16 protein-coding genes are annotated in these 15,783 nt (G+C 66.9%); 6 read left to right on the top strand and 10 right to left on the bottom strand.

The genetic code is table 11. From position 1 onward, the window contains the following. Window positions 1-61: 61 nt before the first annotated feature. Together AC5P9L_RS09400 and AC5P9L_RS09405 are read right to left on the bottom strand one after the other, a co-directional pair. A complete protein-coding gene (locus tag AC5P9L_RS09400; RefSeq protein WP_060380734.1) occupies window positions 62-1,276 on the bottom strand; it encodes an endonuclease/exonuclease/phosphatase family protein in 1,215 nt (404 codons plus the stop codon). A gap of 38 nt (window positions 1,277-1,314) precedes the next feature. Further along, on the bottom strand, window positions 1,315-2,070 hold the full coding sequence (locus AC5P9L_RS09405; protein ID WP_049395530.1) for an arginyltransferase: 756 nt from the start codon (window positions 2,068-2,070) through the stop codon (window positions 1,315-1,317). A gap of 156 nt (window positions 2,071-2,226) precedes the next feature. On the opposite strand from AC5P9L_RS09405, the gene AC5P9L_RS09410 reads away from it, so the two are divergent. Continuing rightward, a complete protein-coding gene (locus tag AC5P9L_RS09410; RefSeq protein WP_062606719.1) occupies window positions 2,227-2,787 on the top strand; it encodes an EF-hand domain-containing protein in 561 nt (186 codons plus the stop codon). Window positions 2,788-2,838: 51 nt separating this feature from the next. Here the strand turns inward: AC5P9L_RS09410 and AC5P9L_RS09415 are convergent, their stop codons facing one another. From AC5P9L_RS09415 to AC5P9L_RS09430, 4 genes are all read right to left on the bottom strand, one after another. Next, a complete protein-coding gene (locus tag AC5P9L_RS09415) occupies window positions 2,839-4,056 on the bottom strand; it encodes an RNA polymerase sigma factor (RefSeq protein ID WP_062606721.1) in 1,218 nt (405 codons plus the stop codon). A gap of 208 nt (window positions 4,057-4,264) precedes the next feature. After that, on the bottom strand, window positions 4,265-4,774 hold the full coding sequence (locus AC5P9L_RS09420) for a hypothetical protein (protein WP_059033561.1): 510 nt from the start codon (window positions 4,772-4,774) through the stop codon (window positions 4,265-4,267). Window positions 4,775-4,778: 4 nt separating this feature from the next. Next, window positions 4,779-5,687 carry an acyl-CoA thioesterase II gene (tesB, locus tag AC5P9L_RS09425; RefSeq protein ID WP_005412623.1) on the bottom strand — a complete coding sequence of 303 codons (909 nt, stop codon included), beginning with the start codon at window positions 5,685-5,687 and terminating at the stop codon, window positions 4,779-4,781. 141 nt (window positions 5,688-5,828) lie between these two features. Further along, window positions 5,829-6,605, bottom strand: a complete 777-nt coding sequence (locus tag AC5P9L_RS09430) for an enoyl-CoA hydratase/isomerase family protein (protein ID WP_012479449.1) — start codon at window positions 6,603-6,605, stop codon at window positions 5,829-5,831. 34 nt (window positions 6,606-6,639) lie between these two features. Here AC5P9L_RS09430 and AC5P9L_RS09435 point away from each other — a divergent pair, with 34 nt between their 5' ends. Beyond that, window positions 6,640-7,086: a copper chaperone PCu(A)C gene (locus AC5P9L_RS09435; RefSeq protein WP_012479450.1), complete on the top strand. Its 447-nt coding sequence runs from the start codon at window positions 6,640-6,642 to the stop codon at window positions 7,084-7,086. A gap of 72 nt (window positions 7,087-7,158) precedes the next feature. Here AC5P9L_RS09435 and AC5P9L_RS09440 read toward each other — a convergent pair whose 3' ends face one another. The 3 genes from AC5P9L_RS09440 to uvrA all read right to left on the bottom strand — a co-directional run bounded on the left by AC5P9L_RS09440 (window position 7,159) and on the right by uvrA (window position 11,382). Further along, window positions 7,159-7,884, bottom strand: a complete 726-nt coding sequence (locus tag AC5P9L_RS09440) for an enolase (RefSeq protein ID WP_076738843.1) — start codon at window positions 7,882-7,884, stop codon at window positions 7,159-7,161. A 97-nt stretch (window positions 7,885-7,981) separates the two neighbouring features. Further along, window positions 7,982-8,389 carry an acyl-CoA thioesterase gene (locus tag AC5P9L_RS09445; protein ID WP_262101744.1) on the bottom strand — a complete coding sequence of 136 codons (408 nt, stop codon included), beginning with the start codon at window positions 8,387-8,389 and terminating at the stop codon, window positions 7,982-7,984. Further along, the gene (gene uvrA, locus AC5P9L_RS09450) at window positions 8,389-11,382 is read right to left on the bottom strand and encodes an excinuclease ABC subunit UvrA (RefSeq protein ID WP_012479453.1); all 2,994 of its coding nucleotides are present in this window, start codon (window positions 11,380-11,382) and stop codon (window positions 8,389-8,391) included. Before uvrA ends, AC5P9L_RS09445 begins: the two co-directional genes overlap by 1 nt. 317 nt (window positions 11,383-11,699) lie before the next feature. On the opposite strand from uvrA, the gene rplU reads away from it, so the two are divergent. The 3 genes from rplU (at window position 11,700) to cgtA (ending at window position 13,520) form a co-directional block, all read left to right on the top strand. After that, the gene (gene rplU, locus AC5P9L_RS09455; protein ID WP_005408557.1) at window positions 11,700-12,008 is read left to right on the top strand and encodes a 50S ribosomal protein L21; all 309 of its coding nucleotides are present in this window, start codon (window positions 11,700-11,702) and stop codon (window positions 12,006-12,008) included. An 18-nt stretch (window positions 12,009-12,026) separates the two neighbouring features. Next, entirely contained in the window at window positions 12,027-12,290 is a 264-nt protein-coding gene (gene rpmA, locus AC5P9L_RS09460) for a 50S ribosomal protein L27 (RefSeq protein ID WP_005408558.1), read from the top strand. A 177-nt stretch (window positions 12,291-12,467) separates the two neighbouring features. After that, window positions 12,468-13,520 (top strand): Obg family GTPase CgtA, encoded by a 1,053-nt coding sequence (gene cgtA, locus AC5P9L_RS09465; RefSeq protein WP_005408559.1) that lies wholly within the window; start codon window positions 12,468-12,470, stop codon window positions 13,518-13,520. Window positions 13,521-13,723: 203 nt separating this feature from the next. On the opposite strand, the gene rpsT is transcribed toward cgtA, so the two are convergent. After that, a complete protein-coding gene (rpsT, locus tag AC5P9L_RS09470) occupies window positions 13,724-13,993 on the bottom strand; it encodes a 30S ribosomal protein S20 (protein WP_005408560.1) in 270 nt (89 codons plus the stop codon). Window positions 13,994-14,110: 117 nt separating this feature from the next. Between rpsT and murJ the strand changes: the two genes are divergently transcribed. Further along, window positions 14,111-15,715 (top strand): murein biosynthesis integral membrane protein MurJ, encoded by a 1,605-nt coding sequence (gene murJ / locus AC5P9L_RS09475; RefSeq protein WP_087944429.1) that lies wholly within the window; start codon window positions 14,111-14,113, stop codon window positions 15,713-15,715. The last annotated feature ends 68 nt before the right edge of the window (window positions 15,716-15,783 follow it).

Here is a 15,783-nt window from a genome sequence, read left to right on the forward strand (position 1 = left end):
CGACCAACGGTCGTCGCCTACCGAAACCCGGTGGGTACCGACCGTTGGTCGGTACGCTGCTCTACCGCACGTCCACCCACACCAGATGATGGTCGCTGCCGTCGGCGATCTTCGCTTCCGGGCTTTCATTGGCTGGCCAGAAGATGCCGCTGCCGACGTATTCGAAACCGGTCGAGGGCAGTACGTAGTCCAGGCGCATGGTGCCGGACTTCGGGCCGAAATCGCCGGTGGCGTGGAACGGTGCGCCCTTGCGCTCGATGCCCTTGGCCGCATAGGCCAGGCTGGTCTGCTCGCCGCCGACGCTGCGCGGGGTGGGGTAGCGCAGCACGCGGGCGTTCTCGATCAGTTCGACGATCGCCTCATGGCGGCCATCGCCATCGACCGGGTCATTGTTGAGGTCGCCGAGGATCACGAAGCGCGCGTCCTGCGCCAGGCCGCCGCACTGGCCCTTGTCGTCGCACAGCCACGGCTTGTCACCCTTGGACAGGTATTCCTGCCACAGGCGCAGTTCGTCGTGATTGCGCGCTGCGTTGCGCTTCTCCGGACCGTCGAACACCGGCGGGGTCGGGTGCGAGACCAGCGCATGCACCACGCCGGCCGGGGTCTTCACCGGCACGTCCCAATGCGACTTCGACGACAGGCGCAGCTGCGACCACACGTGGTCGTTGTAGAAGCTCTGGCCGGTACGTGGATCGACCGGGCGGATCGCGCCGGGCATCGCGCTCCACTTCAACAGCTGGAAGCTGCGCACCTTGGCTTCGTCGATCGGATAGCGCGACAGCACCAGCATGCCGTACTGGCCCGGGTGCAGGCCGTAGCCCCATGCATCGTTGCCACGGCTGCGGCCTTCGCCACCGACCACGCCGTTGTTGTCCAGGTCCAGCCCGCTGGGCACGCCGGTATTGACCGGTGCCAGGTAGCGGTAGGCGAAGTGCAGCGGCTTGTCGCCGCCGGGCTGGGCCACTTCCAGGTAGCGCTTCTGGAACAGGTCGGCGGCGCGATGGGCGTCGTCGAAATCGAATTCGTTCAGCAGCACCAGGTCCGGGCGCACCTGCTGCAGCACCGCGGCGATCTTGCGCGCGTGCTCGCTGTCGCCTTCCAGTTCCTTGATCAGGCCACCGGCGTCGTCGGAGTACAGCGAGGTGTTGTAGGTGGCCAGGCGCAGCGCTGCGGACGGCTTTTCGGTCATCGCGGGGGACGTGGCGAAGGCAGGGGCGGTGGCGCCGCAGAGCAGGGCCAGGGCGAGGATCAGGGGATGGCGGCGGGTCATGTTCATGGGCCGTATTGTGCACCCGGCCCGGTGTCAGCGGTTTGTCAGCGCCCGTCCAGATCATTGTCGAAATCGTGCCAGCGGCGGCCATCGTAGGCTTCCAGCGGATGGAAGCGACGTTTGTAGTCCATCTTCTGGTGGCCGCGGATCCAGTAGCCCAGATACACGTGCGGCAGCCCCTCGCGGCGCGCCCATTCGATCTGCTGCAGGATTGCGAAGGTGCCCAGCCCGCGCGCGGCGTGGTCCGGGTCGAAGAAGGTGTAGACCGCCGACAGGCCGTGCTCGGTGACGTCGGTCACCGCCACCCCCAGCAGCTGGCTGGGCTGGCCGTCGTCGCCGGGCAGGCGCATTTCCATGAAGCGTGTGTGCGACCAGCTGCCGATCAGGAACTGCTCGAACTCGTGCGGGCCGTGATCGTCCATGCCGCCATTGGCGTGACGGTGGGTGAGGTAGCGGTGGTACAGCGCGAACAGGTCGTCGCGGGCGGTGGCGGCGGTGATCCGCACCTCCAGGTCGGCATTGCGGGCGGCGCAGCGGCGCTGGCTGCGGTCCGGAGCGAAGCGGGCCACCGGGATGCGCACCGCCACGCAGGCCTGGCAGTGGGCGCAATGCGGCCGGTAGACCAGGTCGCCGCTGCGGCGGAAGCCCCAGCTCAGTGCCAGCGGATAGAGCGCACCGAGGCGGCGGTCGTTCGGGTCCAGCACCAGGTCGCGTGCCACCCGGTCCGACCAGTACCCGCAGGGGTGCTCGCCGGTCTGGAAAAGTCGCAGTTCGTCGTCTCTGTCGCCATGTATCGCCATGGGCACAGCATAGCCCCAGGTTGTCGCAGTGGCGGCGACTGTCCGGCGGATGAATGGAATCGGCAGTAGCGTCAACCGACGTCGCGCCCGGGCGTTGTTGTCCCCCGAGGGTGAAGTGATCACCCCGACGCTGTTCCCATCCCCAGGAGTGACCTCATGATCCGTACCCCCCTGCTGCTGGCCCTGCTGCTCGGCACCTCCGCTTCCGGTATCGCGCTGGCCGCCGACACCCCGACCACGCCCGCGCCGCGCCCGGCCAGGCTGGACACCAACGGCGACGGCGTCATCGACCGCAGCGAGGCCGCCGCCAACCCGCGCCTGGCCGCGAAGTTCGACGAGCTGGACAAGAACAAGGACGGCAAGCTCTCGCGCGATGAGCTGCCGCGCTGGCAGCATGGGCGACGTGGCCACGGCGGTGAGCGCTGGGCCAAGCTGGACGTCAACAAGGACGGCCGCATCAGCCGCGAGGAAGCCAAGGCCGATCCGCGCCTGGCCGCGCGCTTCGACCAGCTTGATCTGAACAAGGACGGCTACCTGGACAAAGCCGACCGCGAGCTGCGCATGAAGCAGCATCGTGATGCCTGGTTCGCTGCCGCCGACACCAACAAGGACGGCCAGCTGAGCAAGGCCGAGTTCGACGCCGCCAAGGGCCCGATGCATGGTGGCCCGCGCCATGGCGGTTCGCGTGATGGCGCTGCGCCGAAGCCGCAGCGCTGAGGTTCAATGCAGTGATTGATGACAACGCCGGCATACTGCCGGCGTTGTCCGTTACACGTTTCCGTTGCGCATCAGCGCATATACCACCAGGCCGATCACGAATACGTTCGCCCCGATGATGCCGGTGCGCCCGTACACCGATTCGTATTTCCAGTTGGTTCCGCTGCGGCCGCGCCGCGCTGAATCGCGCGCGATCATGGGTGCCATCACGCGCTGCAGCGGCACCAGGCACTGGTAGTTCACCGTACCCAGGCCGATGACGAGAATCGCAAGTTGCAGCCAGATTGGCACCTGCAGCATCAGCGAGATCAGCAGGCTGGTGCAGACGACCATCGCGGTGAACGTATTGAGGTGCACGAAGCGTCGCACTGCTGTTCGTTCCTGCTGGGTGTCTGCGAAGCGCAGCAGGAAGCGGCCACCCAGGTAGCTGCCGATGATGCCGCCGATGACGCCACCGGCAACCGTGGCCCAGTCGCTGGCGGGAATCAGGTGCAGCTGGCTGGCGGCGGCCGTCAGTGAACCCATGGCTGCCCCGCCTGCGGCACTGACGCCGCCCAGGCCCAGCTTGCTGCCGCCCACGCCGACACCGGTGCCGAGCAGGATCGCTGCGCTGGCCGTGCCGGGCGCGGCCACCAGTACCATCGAAACCACCGCCGTAGCGAATGCGGCGCTCGGCGCGCTGCTGCGCGCGAACTCACCGAAGCGCTGCAGCAGGCCATCGCGCACCAGGGCACGTGCACGTGACAGGCGCTTGCGCACGGCCGCATCGCTGAGCCCGAGCAGGTCGGCGACCTGTTGCGAGCGCTGCCCTTCGCGGTAGTACAGCAGCAGGACTTCGCGGCTGTCGGCCGGCAACGCGGAGATGATGTCCTCGGCGGCGATCTCTTCTTCCACCCGCTGCAGGCGGTCGGCCGCGCCCGGTGAAGGGTCGGCGGCCATGCCCATCGCCACCTCGGCGGCCTCGCCGGTCAGCGGCCGGCCACGTTGTGCACGCAGCCAGTCGCGGGCCAGGTTGCGGGTGATCTGCCGCAGCCAGGGTAGGAAGCTGGTCGCGCTGCGCAGCTGGTGCAGCTGCTGCCAGCCCTTGACGAAGGCTTCCTGGGCGATGTCCTCGCTGGCCTGGCGGTCGCGGGTGATGGCCAGAGCGATGGCGGTGACCGTGTTCTGGCAGGCCAGCACGATACGGCCATAGGCGTGCTGGCAACCGCTGGCGGCGGCCGGCAGTTCGCGTTCCAGGGTCTGGTCGATCGATGCGGCGAACGTCGTCATGGCGGCGGCTCTCCTGCTGGGATTGTGTCCCATGACGGAGCCGCGCGCCCAATGTGACCGACTTTCTGTGCGGTAGTGCCGGCCGCTGGCCGGCCACCTCATGCCAAGAAAGGGGACGGAGGGGATTAAGTCGTTTGTGCCTCAAACGACTTAATCCCCTCCGTCCCCTTTTTGTGGCTGCCGGCCAGCGGCCGGCACTACCCGTGCGTCATTTCGACGGCTGGATGCGGACCCGCACTTCTTCCTCTTCCGGCGCGGCCTGCGGTGCCGGCTGTGCCTGCTGCGGCTGGGCCTGCGGGGCAGGGGCCGGTGCGACCGGTGCCGGGGCACCACGATGGCGCAGGCCGATCACCAGCGCCACGCCGGCGATCACCACCAGCAGGGCGATGCGGATGCGCCAGGCCCAGCTGCGGCCGCCGCTGCCCGGTTCCGGCGCGTCGCGGAAGGCGAACTCGGCGGTCGGGTGGTCGCGACGGGTGGTGTCGAGCAGGCGCGCCTCGCGCAGGATTTCACGCGCGCGCGGCTGGTCGTCGGCGCGCACGATCCACACCGCCGGATAGGCGTTGGCGTTGCCCAGGTCGGTATAGCTGAACTGACCGCGGCGGCGGGTCTTGTACGAGCGCCCGTTGGTCACCTTGACGTCGATGCCATGCTCGCGCAGGAGCTCGGCCACGCCTTCGACGGTTTCCACGCGCTGGCTGCTGAAGATCTGGCGCATGGGGTTACTCCTTGGCTGGCACGGCAGCGGCCGCGGCCTGGTCGGGAACGACGCGGATCAGGCCTTCCTGCGCGGTGCTGGCCACCAGCACGCCATTGCGGGTGAAGAACTGGCCGCGGGCCAGGCCGCGCGAATCCTGCGCGCTGGGGCTGTCCAGCGAATACAGCAGCCAGTCGTCGGCGCGGAACGGGCGGTGGAACCAGATCGCGTGGTCGAGCGAGGCCATCTGCACGTGCGGGTGGTAGTAGCTGATACCGTGCGGGAAGGTCGCCGTGCCCAGCAGGTGGAAGTCGGAGGCGTAAGCCAGCAGCGCCTGGTGCAGCTCCGGCGCATCGCCCACCGGTTCGCTCAGGCGCAGCCACACCTGGTGGTAGGGCGGGCGCTTGGGTGGGTTCAGTTCGTCGCGCGGGTACACGTGGCGGAACTCGAACGGGCCACCGCGCGACAGCCAGCGCTGCACCTTGATCGGCAGGCGTTCGAGCACTTCCGCCGGCAGCGGACGATTCGGCTCGATGTCTTCCGGCTGTGGCACTTCGGGCATCTTGTGCTGGTGCTCGGCGCCGGTCTCGGCCTGCTGGAACGAGGCCGCGCAGAAGAAGATCACCTTGCCGTGCTGGATCGCGGTGACCCGGCGCACCGAGAAGCTGCCGCCGTCGCGGGTACGGTCCACGTCGTAGACGATCGGGTGGTCGATGTTGCCGGCGCGCAGGAAATAGGCGTGCAGTGAGTGCACGTGGCGGCCATTGTCGACCGTGGCCTGCGCTGCGGCCAGCGCCTGGCCCAGCACCTGCCCGCCGAACACGTACTTGGTGCCGATGTCGCGGCTCTGCCCGCGGAACAGGTTGTCCTCCAGACGCTCCAGCGTGAGCAGGTCGATCAGCTCGGAGACGACGGGTTCGGGCGTGTCGTTCAAGGGGGGGCGGCCACAGCAGTGAAGAGGCCCCGATTATACCGGTGCAGGCCAGCCCATCATCGGTAGTGCCGGCCGCTGGCCGGCAGCCACAGGCGTCCCGGAAGGATTGCCTGGTTGCCGGCCAGCGGCCGGCACTACCGTTTACTTGCCCAGCCGGGCTACCAGTGCCTGCAGGGCGTTCTGTGCGTCCGGGGCGAACCAGGCCTCGACGAAGCGGTCCAGCTGGATCAGGTCCGGGTGCAGCGCCTCATGCAGGTCGGCACGGGCAATCGCGCGGGTCAGCAGCATCGGCTGGCGCGGCTGCTTGAGCAGGTTCTGCAGCCAAGCGATGGCGCGTGCCACCACCAGGTCTCCCTCGGCCAGCTCATCCACCAGGCCGATCTGCAGCGCCTGTTCGGCCGGCACCAGCGAACCGGTGGTCAGCAGCACACCGGCGCGGTGCACGCCCACCGCACGGCGCAGCAGGCGCTGGATGCCCTCCGGCGCAATCAGGCCGACCTGCACCTCGTTCAGGCCGATGGCATACGGCCGCGACGGATCGGCGCTGCGCGCCATCACCCGGTAGTCGCAGCACAGGGCCAGCACGCAGCCACCCGCCGGGGCGTGGCCGGTGATCGCCGCGACCACCGGAATGCGGCTCTCGGCCAACGTGCGCACGGCGCCAAAGAAGGCGTTCCAGGTGTCCAACAACTTGTGCTTGTCATCGCCATGCGAGAGCAGGTGCGGCACGTCCATGCCGCCGGTGAAGACGCGCTCGCTGCCCGACAGCACGATGCCATGCGCGTCTTCGGCCATGGCCAGCTCGATGGCATGGATCAACTGCCGGCACAGTTCGGTGTCCAGTGCGTTGACCGGCGGCCGTGCCAGGCGCAGTTCGCGGATGGGGCCATGGTTGATCACCTCGATGAGCGTCGTCATGCTGCGGTCTCGTTGCGAAGAAGGAACCTGGGCGATGATAACCAAACCATTCGTTGGCGTACTGTGGGTCCTGTGTGCGACCGCAGCATCGGCCTCGGCCGCCGAACCGGCGTGCGTCACGGTGGAGCAGGGCTGGGCGCGGTTGCCTCCGAATCCGGCAATGCCGATGACCGCCGGCTACGGCGTCATCCACAATCGCTGCAGTATGGCGGTGGCGATCACCGGCGCGACCAGCAGCAGCTTCGGTGATGTGTCGCTGCACGAGACCACGATTGTCGACGGGGTCAGCCGGATGCGCGCGATCGAGCGCCTGCCGCTGGCAGCCGGCGCGCGTGCCGAGCTCAAGCCCGGCGGCCTGCACCTGATGCTGATGCAGGGCAAGGGCGCGCTGAAGGAAGGGCAGGTGCTGCCGCTGCGGCTGCAGCTGGAAGGGGGGGGTGAAGCGAGCGCGACGCTGACCGTGCGCAAGGCTGCGAAATGACGGTCGGGTAGTGCCGGCCGCTGGCCGGCAGCACGGGCAATGCCGGCCAGCGGCCGGCACTACCAAACAGGCTTACGACCAGTCGTAAGAGAACAGCACCGTGCGGCTGACCGGCTCGTACAGCATCACGATCGCGTCGGCACCGGTGGCGCACCAGTTGTAGCCGGCTACGTCGGCCACGGCGAAGAATTTGTTGCCATCGCGGGTGATGATCACCGTTTCGGCATCGTCCGCAGCATTGGGGTCATCGGCCGCCTCGGTGAAGCCCAGTTCGAAGGCTGCGGGAATCTCCGCGGTCTCGGTCCAGTTGCCGAAACCAATGGGGCCACCCAGCGTATCCAGATAATCGCGCTCGCTGGCCTCACCCTTGCCGTAGCGCGAGTAGCAGGCGAGACGGCCGTGCGTGGCATGGTAGTCGCGGGCCTTGGCGTAGCTCTCGCGCATCTGCGCGATGTGTTCCTGTGCGTCCTTGTCCTGTACCGCATCGCCGATGAAATAGCCCTCGTTGCCGAGGAAGCGCATCTGGTTGCCGGCGGTCAGTTCGAAGGCGATCCAGTTGGTGCCGGTGAAATCGTTGTGGTGTTCTTCGGTGGTCTCGCCGATGCAGCCGTCGTACGGCTCGATCGGGCACAGCATCGTTGCCACCTGGCCAGCCAGTTCCGGGCGCAGCACGCCCAGGTCGATCTTCAGCAGCGGCAGCAGGTGCTGGCCGAGCCAGGCCTGGTCGGCGGGAAAGACGTCGGTGGGGAAGGGGACCATGCCGGGCAGCAGGTCGCGCAGTTCGGTCTTGTGGATCATGTCAGTCCTTTGATCAGTGTCGGTCGTGCCGGCCGCTGGCCGGCAACCTCATTGCAGCCAATGCGTGCCGACCAAGGTCGGCACCCACCAGGGCGCGTCAGGTAGAGGCGCTGCGGATCGCCTCCGGCAGCGGTGCGCTCTTGCCGGTCTGGGTATCCATCCAGACCACCACCACGTTGCCATCGGAATACAGCTTCGAATCGTCCTGCTGATCGACGATGCGGTGGCCGATGGTCACGCTGCTGTTGCCCAGGCGCTCGACCAACAGCTCGACCAGGATGTCGTTGGGCCACACGATCGGCAGCCGATAGTTGACGTTGGTCGCGGCCACCACCGGGGCGATGCGGTCGGTCATCGACACGCCGTCCACGCCCAGCATCCAGCGCACGCGCGCTTCCTCCAGGTAGGAAATGTACTTGGCGTTGTTGACGTGGCCCATGCTGTCCATGTCACGCCAGCGCACGCTGATCGGGATGCGGGCCAGGATCTTGTGTTCGCTGCTCATCAGGCGTCCTTCTTCTTGGTCGTGCTCTTGCTGGCCTTGCCGGTGCTCTTGGCAGCCACCGCCTTCTTCGCCACCTTGGCCGGCTTCTCAGGCTTCACCTTGCGCGGCGGGCGGGCATCGGGCTTGTTGGCCACGGCGGCCGGCTGTTCCGGGCGCGCGCTGGTGGACGGCAGCATGCGGGCCAGGAACTGGCCGGTGTACGACTGCGGGCAGGCCGCCACGTCTTCCGGCGTGCCGGTGACCAGGATGGTGCCACCGCGATGCCCGCCTTCCGGGCCCAGATCGACGATCCAGTCGGCGGTCTTGATCACGTCCAGGTTGTGCTCGATCACCACCACCGTGTTGCCCTCGTCGCGCAGCTTGTGCAGCACGCCCAGCAGTGCTTCGATGTCGTGGAAGTGCAGGCCGGTGGTCGGCTCGTCGAGGATGTACAGGGTGCGGCCGGTATCGCGGCGTGACAGTTCCTTGGACAGCTTCACGCGCTGCGCTTCGCCACCAGACAGCGTGGTCGCGCTCTGGCCCAGCTTGATGTAGCTCAGGCCGACGTCGACCAGCGTTTCCAGCTTGCGCGCGATCGACGGCACCGGCTCGAACAGCTTCAGCGCATCCTCGACGGTCATTTCCAGCACGTCGTTGATGTTGAAGCCCTTGTACAGGATCTCCAGCGTTTCGCGGTTGTAGCGCTTGCCATGGCAGACATCGCACGGCACGTACACGTCCGGCAGGAAGTGCATCTCGACCTTGATCAGGCCGTCGCCCTGGCAGGCTTCGCAGCGGCCGCCGCGCACGTTGAAGCTGAAGCGGCCCGGCGAATAGCCACGCGCGCGCGCTTCAGGCACCTGTGCGAACAGTTCGCGCAGTGGAGTGAACAGGCCGGTGTAAGTGGCGGGGTTGGAACGCGGGGTGCGGCCGATCGGCGACTGGTCGATGTCCACCACCTTGTCGAACAGGTCCAGGCCATCGATCTCCTTGTACGGGGCGATCGGGTGCGAGGAACCGTTGATCTCGTTGGCGGCCAGCGAGAACAGGGTGTCGTTGATCAGGGTCGACTTGCCCGAGCCGGACACGCCGGTCACGCAGGTCAGCAGGCCCGACGGAATCGCCAGGTCCACGCCCTTCAGGTTGTTGCCGCTGGCCCCGCGCAGGTGCAGGGTCATCTTCGGGTTCGGTTTGTGCCGGCGCGCCGGAATCTCGATCGCGCGCTTGCCGGACAGGTACTGGCCGGTCAGCGAGCGCGGGGCTTCCAGGATGTCCTGCAGGGTGCCCTGGCCGACGATCTCGCCGCCATGAACGCCCGCGCCCGGGCCGATGTCCAGCACATAGTCGGCCAGACGGATCGCATCCTCGTCATGCTCCACCACGATCACCGTGTTGCCCAGGTCGCGCAGGCGGGTGAGGGTGCCGAGCAGGCGTTCGTTGTCGCGCTGGTGCAGGCCGATGGACGGCTCGTCGAGCACGTACATCACGCCGACCAGGCCGGCGCCGATCTGGCTGGCCAGGCGGATGCGCTGTGCCTCGCCACCGGACAGGGTGTCGGCCTTGCGCTCCAGGGTCAGGTAATCCAGGCCCACATCGACCAGGAAGCCGAGGCGTTCGCCGATTTCCTTGACGATCTTCGCAGCGATTTCGCCACGCCAGCCCGGCAGGCTCAGCTCGCTGAAGAACTTCAGCGCCTCGTCGATCGGCAGCACCACCAGGTCCGGCAGCGGGCGGTCGGCCACGAACACGTTGCGAGCCGCCTTGTTCAGGCGGGCGCCATGGCATTCCGGGCACGGCTGCTCGCTGATGTACTTGGACAGTTCTTCGCGCACCGCCGGCGACTCGGTTTCCTTGTAGCGGCGTTCGAGGTTGGGAATGATGCCCTCGAAGCGGTGCTTGCGCTGGGTGCGGCCACCGGCTTCGGTGAAGTAGGTGAAGGTGATCGCTTCGTCGCCGCTGCCGTACAGCACGGCCTGCTGCACCTTGGCCGGCAGCGAGTTCCACGCCGCGTCGACGTCGAACCGGTAGTGCTTGGCCAGCGAAGCGATCAGCTGGAAGTAGTAGGCATTGCGGCGATCCCAGCCGCGCACCGCACCGGCGGCCAGCGACAGTTCGGGATGCACCACCACGCGCGAGGGGTCGAAGAACTCGGCCATGCCCAGGCCATCGCAGCCGGGGCAGGCGCCCATCGGTGCGTTGAACGAGAACAGGCGCGGTTCCAGCTCCGGCAGCGAGTAATCGCAGACCGGGCAGGAATACTTGGAGGAGAACAGCGTCGGCGCGGTTCCGGTGTTGTCCAGGCTCTGCACCGAGGCCATGCCGTCGCCCAGCTTCAGCGCGGTCTCGAAGCTCTCGGCCAGGCGCTGCTTGATGTCCTCGCGCGGGCGGAAGCGGTCGATCACCGCCTCGATGGTGTGCTTCTGGCGCAGTGCCAGCGGCGGCACCGCGTCGATCTCATGCAGCTCGCCGTCCACGCGCACACGGACGAAGCCCTGCGCACGCAGCTGGTCGAACACCTGCGCATGCTCGCCCTTGCGGTCGCGGATGACCGGCGCCAGCAGCATGTAGCGCTGTTCCGGGTCCAGCGTCAGCACCTGGTCGACCATCTGGCTGACCGTCTGCGCTTCCAGCGGATAGCCGTGGTCCGGGCAGCGCGGGGTGCCGACGCGGGCGTACAGCAGGCGCAGGTAGTCGTAGATCTCGGTGATCGTGCCGACGGTCGAACGCGGGTTGTGCGAGGTCGACTTCTGCTCGATCGAGATGGCCGGGGACAGGCCTTCGATGTGGTCCAGGTCCGGCTTTTCCATCACGCTCAGGAACTGGCGCGCATAGGCCGACAACGACTCGACATAGCGGCGCTGGCCTTCTGCATAGATGGTGTCGAACGCCAGCGAGGACTTGCCCGAGCCGGACAGGCCGGTGATCACGATCAGCTTGTCGCGGGGCAGGTCGAGGTCGAGGTTCTTCAGGTTGTGCGTCCGCGCGCCGCGGATGCGGATGAAATCCATCGCCATGGGGGATCCGGTTGTGGGGGCGTTGGCTGGGTGCCGGGCCAGCAGGGAACGGCAATCGGTCAGCCTACCGAGGTGACCAGATGGGGGCAATGGGCGACAATGCCAGCCCGGTGTCTCACCTTGTGAGACAGGCCGTCAGCCAGGGGTCAGATCCCTTTTCACGGCGTGAAAATGCTTCTGACCCCTTTCCGGTGCCGTCTCCTTCGACGTTCAGGGGTTGACTTGACCCGCCCCCGCTGATCTGCGTACAATTCCGCTCCTGTCCGCCCTCGATGGCGGCAGCTCAGACCACAATAACTACAGAGGAAGGCCTGGTCATGTACGCAGTACTGGTCACCGGCGGTAAGCAATACCGCGTGGCGCAGGGCGAAAAGCTCCGCATTGAAAAGCTCGAAGTCGAAGTCGGCAGCGAGATCAAGTTTGACAACATCCTGATGCTGGGTGACAGCGACGGCGTGAAGCTGGGCGATGCGCTGAAGGGCGCTGCCGTCACCGCCAAGGTCCTGTCCCAGGGTCGTGCTGACAAGGTCCGGATCATCAAGTTCCGTCGCCGCAAGCACCACATGAAGCGTCAGGGTCACCGTCAGTACTACACCGAAATCGAGATCACCGGCATCGCCGGCTAAGCATCAGGAGAAGCAGTCATGGCACATAAAAAGGGCGTAGGCTCCTCGCGCAACGGTCGCGACTCCAACCCGAAGTACCTGGGCGTCAAGATCTTCGGCGGCCAGGCCATCGAAGCCGGCAACATCATCGTGCGTCAGCGCGGCACCCAGTTCCACCCGGGCACCGGCGTTGGCCTGGGCCGTGACCACACCCTGTTCGCCCTCGTGGACGGCAAGGTGGAGTTCTCGGTCAAGGGCGCCAAGAAGCGTCGCACCGTCAGCATCGTCTCGGCCGACGCCTGATCCAGGCATCGCCGGCGCCCGTGCCTCGGCATGGGGGTGCTGCATGAAGAGCCCCGCTTCGGCGGGGCTTTTCGTTAGAGTGGAATCAAGACCGGCCAGGCCGGGCTGCCGGCCATCGGCAGGCATAACATTCAAGGTGGCGGCCGGCAGGCCGCGCCCATCGCAGGCATCGAAACAATGAAACTGGTAGACGAAGCAGAAATCGAAGTGTTCGCCGGCAACGGCGGCAACGGCTGCATTGGCTTCCGTCGCGAGAAGTTCATTCCGCTCGGCGGCCCGGACGGCGGCGACGGCGGTGCGGGCGGCAGCGTGTACATCCGCGCCGACGAAAACCTGAATACCCTGGTCGACTTCCGCCATGACCGCATCTTCAAGGCGCAGCGTGGCGAGAACGGCATGGGCCGCCAGGCCTACGGCAAGGGCGGCGAAGACCTGACCATCACCGTGCCGGTCGGCACCGTGGTGATCAACGTTGCCACCGATGAAGTCATCGGCGACCTGACCCAGCACGGCGACCGCCTGCTGGTGGCCAAGGGCGGTCGCGGTGGCCTGGGCAACATGCACTTCAAGAGCTCGACCAACCGCTCGCCGCGCCAGGCGCTGCCGGGCGAGCCGGGTGAGGAGCGCACGCTGAAGCTGGAGCTGAAGCTGCTGGCCGACGTCGGCCTGCTGGGCTTCCCCAACGCCGGCAAGAGCACCCTGATCCGTGCCGTTTCGGCGGCGACGCCGAAGGTGGCCGATTACCCGTTCACCACGCTGTACCCGAACCTGGGTGTGGTGAAGGTGGAAAACTACCGCAGCTTCGTGATTGCCGACATCCCGGGCCTGATCGAAGGCGCGGCCGACGGTGCCGGCCTGGGTGCGCAGTTCCTGCGCCACCTGCAGCGCACCCGCCTGCTGCTGCACCTGGTGGACATCTCGCCGATGGAGGGTGGGGTGGAAGGCATTTCTCCGGTCGAGCAGGTGCGCGCCATCGAGCGCGAGCTGGAAAAGCACGATCCGGAACTGCTGCAGAAGCCGCGCTGGCTGGTGCTGAACAAGGCTGACCTGATGTTCGAGGACGAAGCGAAGGCTGCGGCCGAGCAGATCGTCGCCGAGCTGGGCTGGAAGGAGCCGTGGTTCCTGGTCTCCGCGCTGGGCCGCGAAGGCACCTTCCCGATCATGAGCCGGATCATGGCCTTCTTCGATCGCCAGAAGGAAGAAGAGCAGGAAGCCCGTAACGCGCAGTAGAGTCGACTGTCAGTCGACTGACGTTGGCAAAAACCCGGCTTCGGCCGGGTTTTTCATTTTCCGGTAGTGCCGGCCGCTGGCCGGCATTCCTCGGGGTTGCCGGCCAGCGGCCGGCACTACCGGATCGCTGGCAACAAAAAACCCGGCCGGGGCCGGGTTCTTGTCTGCTGCCCGGCCCCGGAGGGCAGGGCGGCAACGCCGGATCAGGCGGCCTTGAGGGCCTTGATGCGGTCGTTCAGGCGGCTCTTGTGGCGAGCAGCCTTGTTCTTGTGGATCAGGCCACGCGCGCTGAAGCGATCCAGGATCGGCTGGGCAACGGCGAAGGCGGCTTCGGCGCCGGCGGCATCGTTGGCGTCCAGCGCCTTGATCACTTTCTTGACAGCGGTGCGCAGCATCGAGCGCTGAGCCACGTTGCGCGCGTTGCGCACGACGGTCTGCTTGGCGCGCTTCTTGGCGGACTTGATATTGGCCACGGTGGTGGTTTCCTGAAAAAATCGGTGTTATGGGAACAGCAAGCTAGCTAGTATGATGGCGTAAGAAATGCACGTCAAGTCGATTGTCAAGAGGGACGCTGAGTGAGTTCACCCAAGTTGTTGCGGGGCCTGCTGTCGTTCAGCAGCATGACCATGGTCTCGCGCGTTCTCGGACTTGTCCGGGACTTCGTGGTGACCACCACGTTCGGCACCAACGCCATCACTGATGCTTTCTGGGTCGCCTTCAGGGTACCCAATTTCCTGCGGCGTTTGTTCGCCGAAGGCTCTTTCGCCACCGCTTTCGTGCCCGTGTTCACGGAAGTGAAGGAGACCCGCAGCCACGCCGAGCTGCGTGAACTGATGGCCCGCACCGCCGGCACCCTGGGCGGGGTGCTGATGCTGGTCACTGCGCTGGCGCTGATCTTCGCGCCGCAGCTGGCCTCGGTCTTCTCCAGTGGCGTTGATACCGATCCGGTCAAGCAGGGCCTGCTGGTTGACCTGTTCCGCCTGACCTTCCCGTTCCTGTTGTTCGTGTCGCTGACCGCCCTGGCCGGCGGCGCGCTGAACAGCTTCCAGCGCTTCGCCATGCCGGCGCTGACCCCGGTCATCCTCAACCTGTGCATGATCGCCGGTGCACTGTGGCTGGCCCCGCGGCTGGGCGGCACCCCGGAGAAACAGATCCTGGCGCTGGGCTGGGCGGTACTGGCTGCCGGCATCCTGCAGCTGCTGTTCCAGCTGCCCTCGCTGAAGGGCATCAACCTGCTGACCCTGCCGCGCTGGGGCTGGAGCCATCCGGGCGTGCGCAAGGTGATGACGCTGATGGTGCCGACCCTGTTCGGCTCCTCGGTGGCGCAGATCAACCTGCTGCTGGACACCGTCATCGCGGCCAAGCTGACCGATGGCTCGCAGTCCTGGCTGTCGCTGGCCGACCGCTTCCTGGAGCTGCCGCTGGGCGTGTTCGGCGTGGCGCTGGGCACGGTGATCCTGCCGGCGCTGGCCCGTCACCACGTCAGCACCGACCGCGAAGGCTTCTCGCGCTCGCTGGACTGGGGCCTGAGGATGACCCTGCTGATCTCGGTGCCGGCCATGCTGGGCCTGCTGCTGCTGGCCGAACCGCTGATCGCGACCATCTTCCAGCACGGCCAGTTCAGTGCCTTCGATACCCGCATGACCGCGCTGTCGGTGTACGGCCTGAGCTTCGGCCTGCCGGCGTTCGCCCTGCTGAAGGTGGTGTTGCCGGCGTTCTACGCACGCCAGGACACCAAGACCCCGGTGCGCGCGGGTGTGGCCGCGCTGGTGGCCAACATGGTGTTCAACTTCGCCCTGCTGGCGGTGCTGTACCAGGTCATGGTGCCGGACGAGCTGAAGGCGCAGGGCGTGATGGCGGCCATCGGCAAGCAGCCGGGCCTGCATCTGGCGCTGGGCATTGCCAGTGCACTGTCCAGTTACCTGAACCTGGGCCTGCTGTGGTACTGGCTGGGCAATACCGACGTCTACCAGCGCCGGCCGGGCTGGGGCGGCTATCTGCTGCGACTGCTGCTGGCCTGTGCGGCCATGGTTGGTGTGCTGTTGGCCCTGCTGCACTGGCTGCCAGGCTTCTCGGCGATGAGCGTGTGGGAGCGGATCGGCAGCCTGTCGCTGCTGGTCGGCGGTGGCGGTGCCACCTACGCGGTAGCCATGCTGGCGATGGGCTTCCGCCCGCGCGATCTGCGTGGGCATTGATCGCGGCTTGTGGCGGCTATACTTCAGGGTTACACCATTGAAGCGGCGGCCCCGGTCGGGCCGGAACG

Source organism: Stenotrophomonas sp. YJH_SMC_64 (genome assembly GCF_059371375.1).

Coding starts and splice junctions, on each gene's coding strand:
- AC5P9L_RS09400 (WP_060380734.1), bottom strand. CDS start 1,276: ATGAACATGACCCGCCGCCATCCCCTGATCCTCGCCCTGGCCCTGCTC.
- AC5P9L_RS09410 (WP_062606719.1), top strand. CDS start 2,227: ATGATCCGTACCCCCCTGCTGCTGGCCCTGCTGCTCGGCACCTCCGCT.
- AC5P9L_RS09415 (WP_062606721.1), bottom strand. CDS start 4,056: ATGACGACGTTCGCCGCATCGATCGACCAGACCCTGGAACGCGAACTG.
- AC5P9L_RS09405 (WP_049395530.1), bottom strand. CDS start 2,070: ATGGCGATACATGGCGACAGAGACGACGAACTGCGACTTTTCCAGACC.
- AC5P9L_RS09420 (WP_059033561.1), bottom strand. CDS start 4,774: ATGCGCCAGATCTTCAGCAGCCAGCGCGTGGAAACCGTCGAAGGCGTG.
- AC5P9L_RS09440 (WP_076738843.1), bottom strand. CDS start 7,884: ATGATCCACAAGACCGAACTGCGCGACCTGCTGCCCGGCATGGTCCCC.
- AC5P9L_RS09435 (WP_012479450.1), top strand. CDS start 6,640: ATGATAACCAAACCATTCGTTGGCGTACTGTGGGTCCTGTGTGCGACC.
- rplU (WP_005408557.1), top strand. CDS start 11,700: ATGTACGCAGTACTGGTCACCGGCGGTAAGCAATACCGCGTGGCGCAG.
- AC5P9L_RS09430 (WP_012479449.1), bottom strand. CDS start 6,605: ATGACGACGCTCATCGAGGTGATCAACCATGGCCCCATCCGCGAACTG.
- uvrA (WP_012479453.1), bottom strand. CDS start 11,382: ATGGCGATGGATTTCATCCGCATCCGCGGCGCGCGGACGCACAACCTG.
- rpmA (WP_005408558.1), top strand. CDS start 12,027: ATGGCACATAAAAAGGGCGTAGGCTCCTCGCGCAACGGTCGCGACTCC.
- cgtA (WP_005408559.1), top strand. CDS start 12,468: ATGAAACTGGTAGACGAAGCAGAAATCGAAGTGTTCGCCGGCAACGGC.
- AC5P9L_RS09445 (WP_262101744.1), bottom strand. CDS start 8,389: ATGAGCAGCGAACACAAGATCCTGGCCCGCATCCCGATCAGCGTGCGC.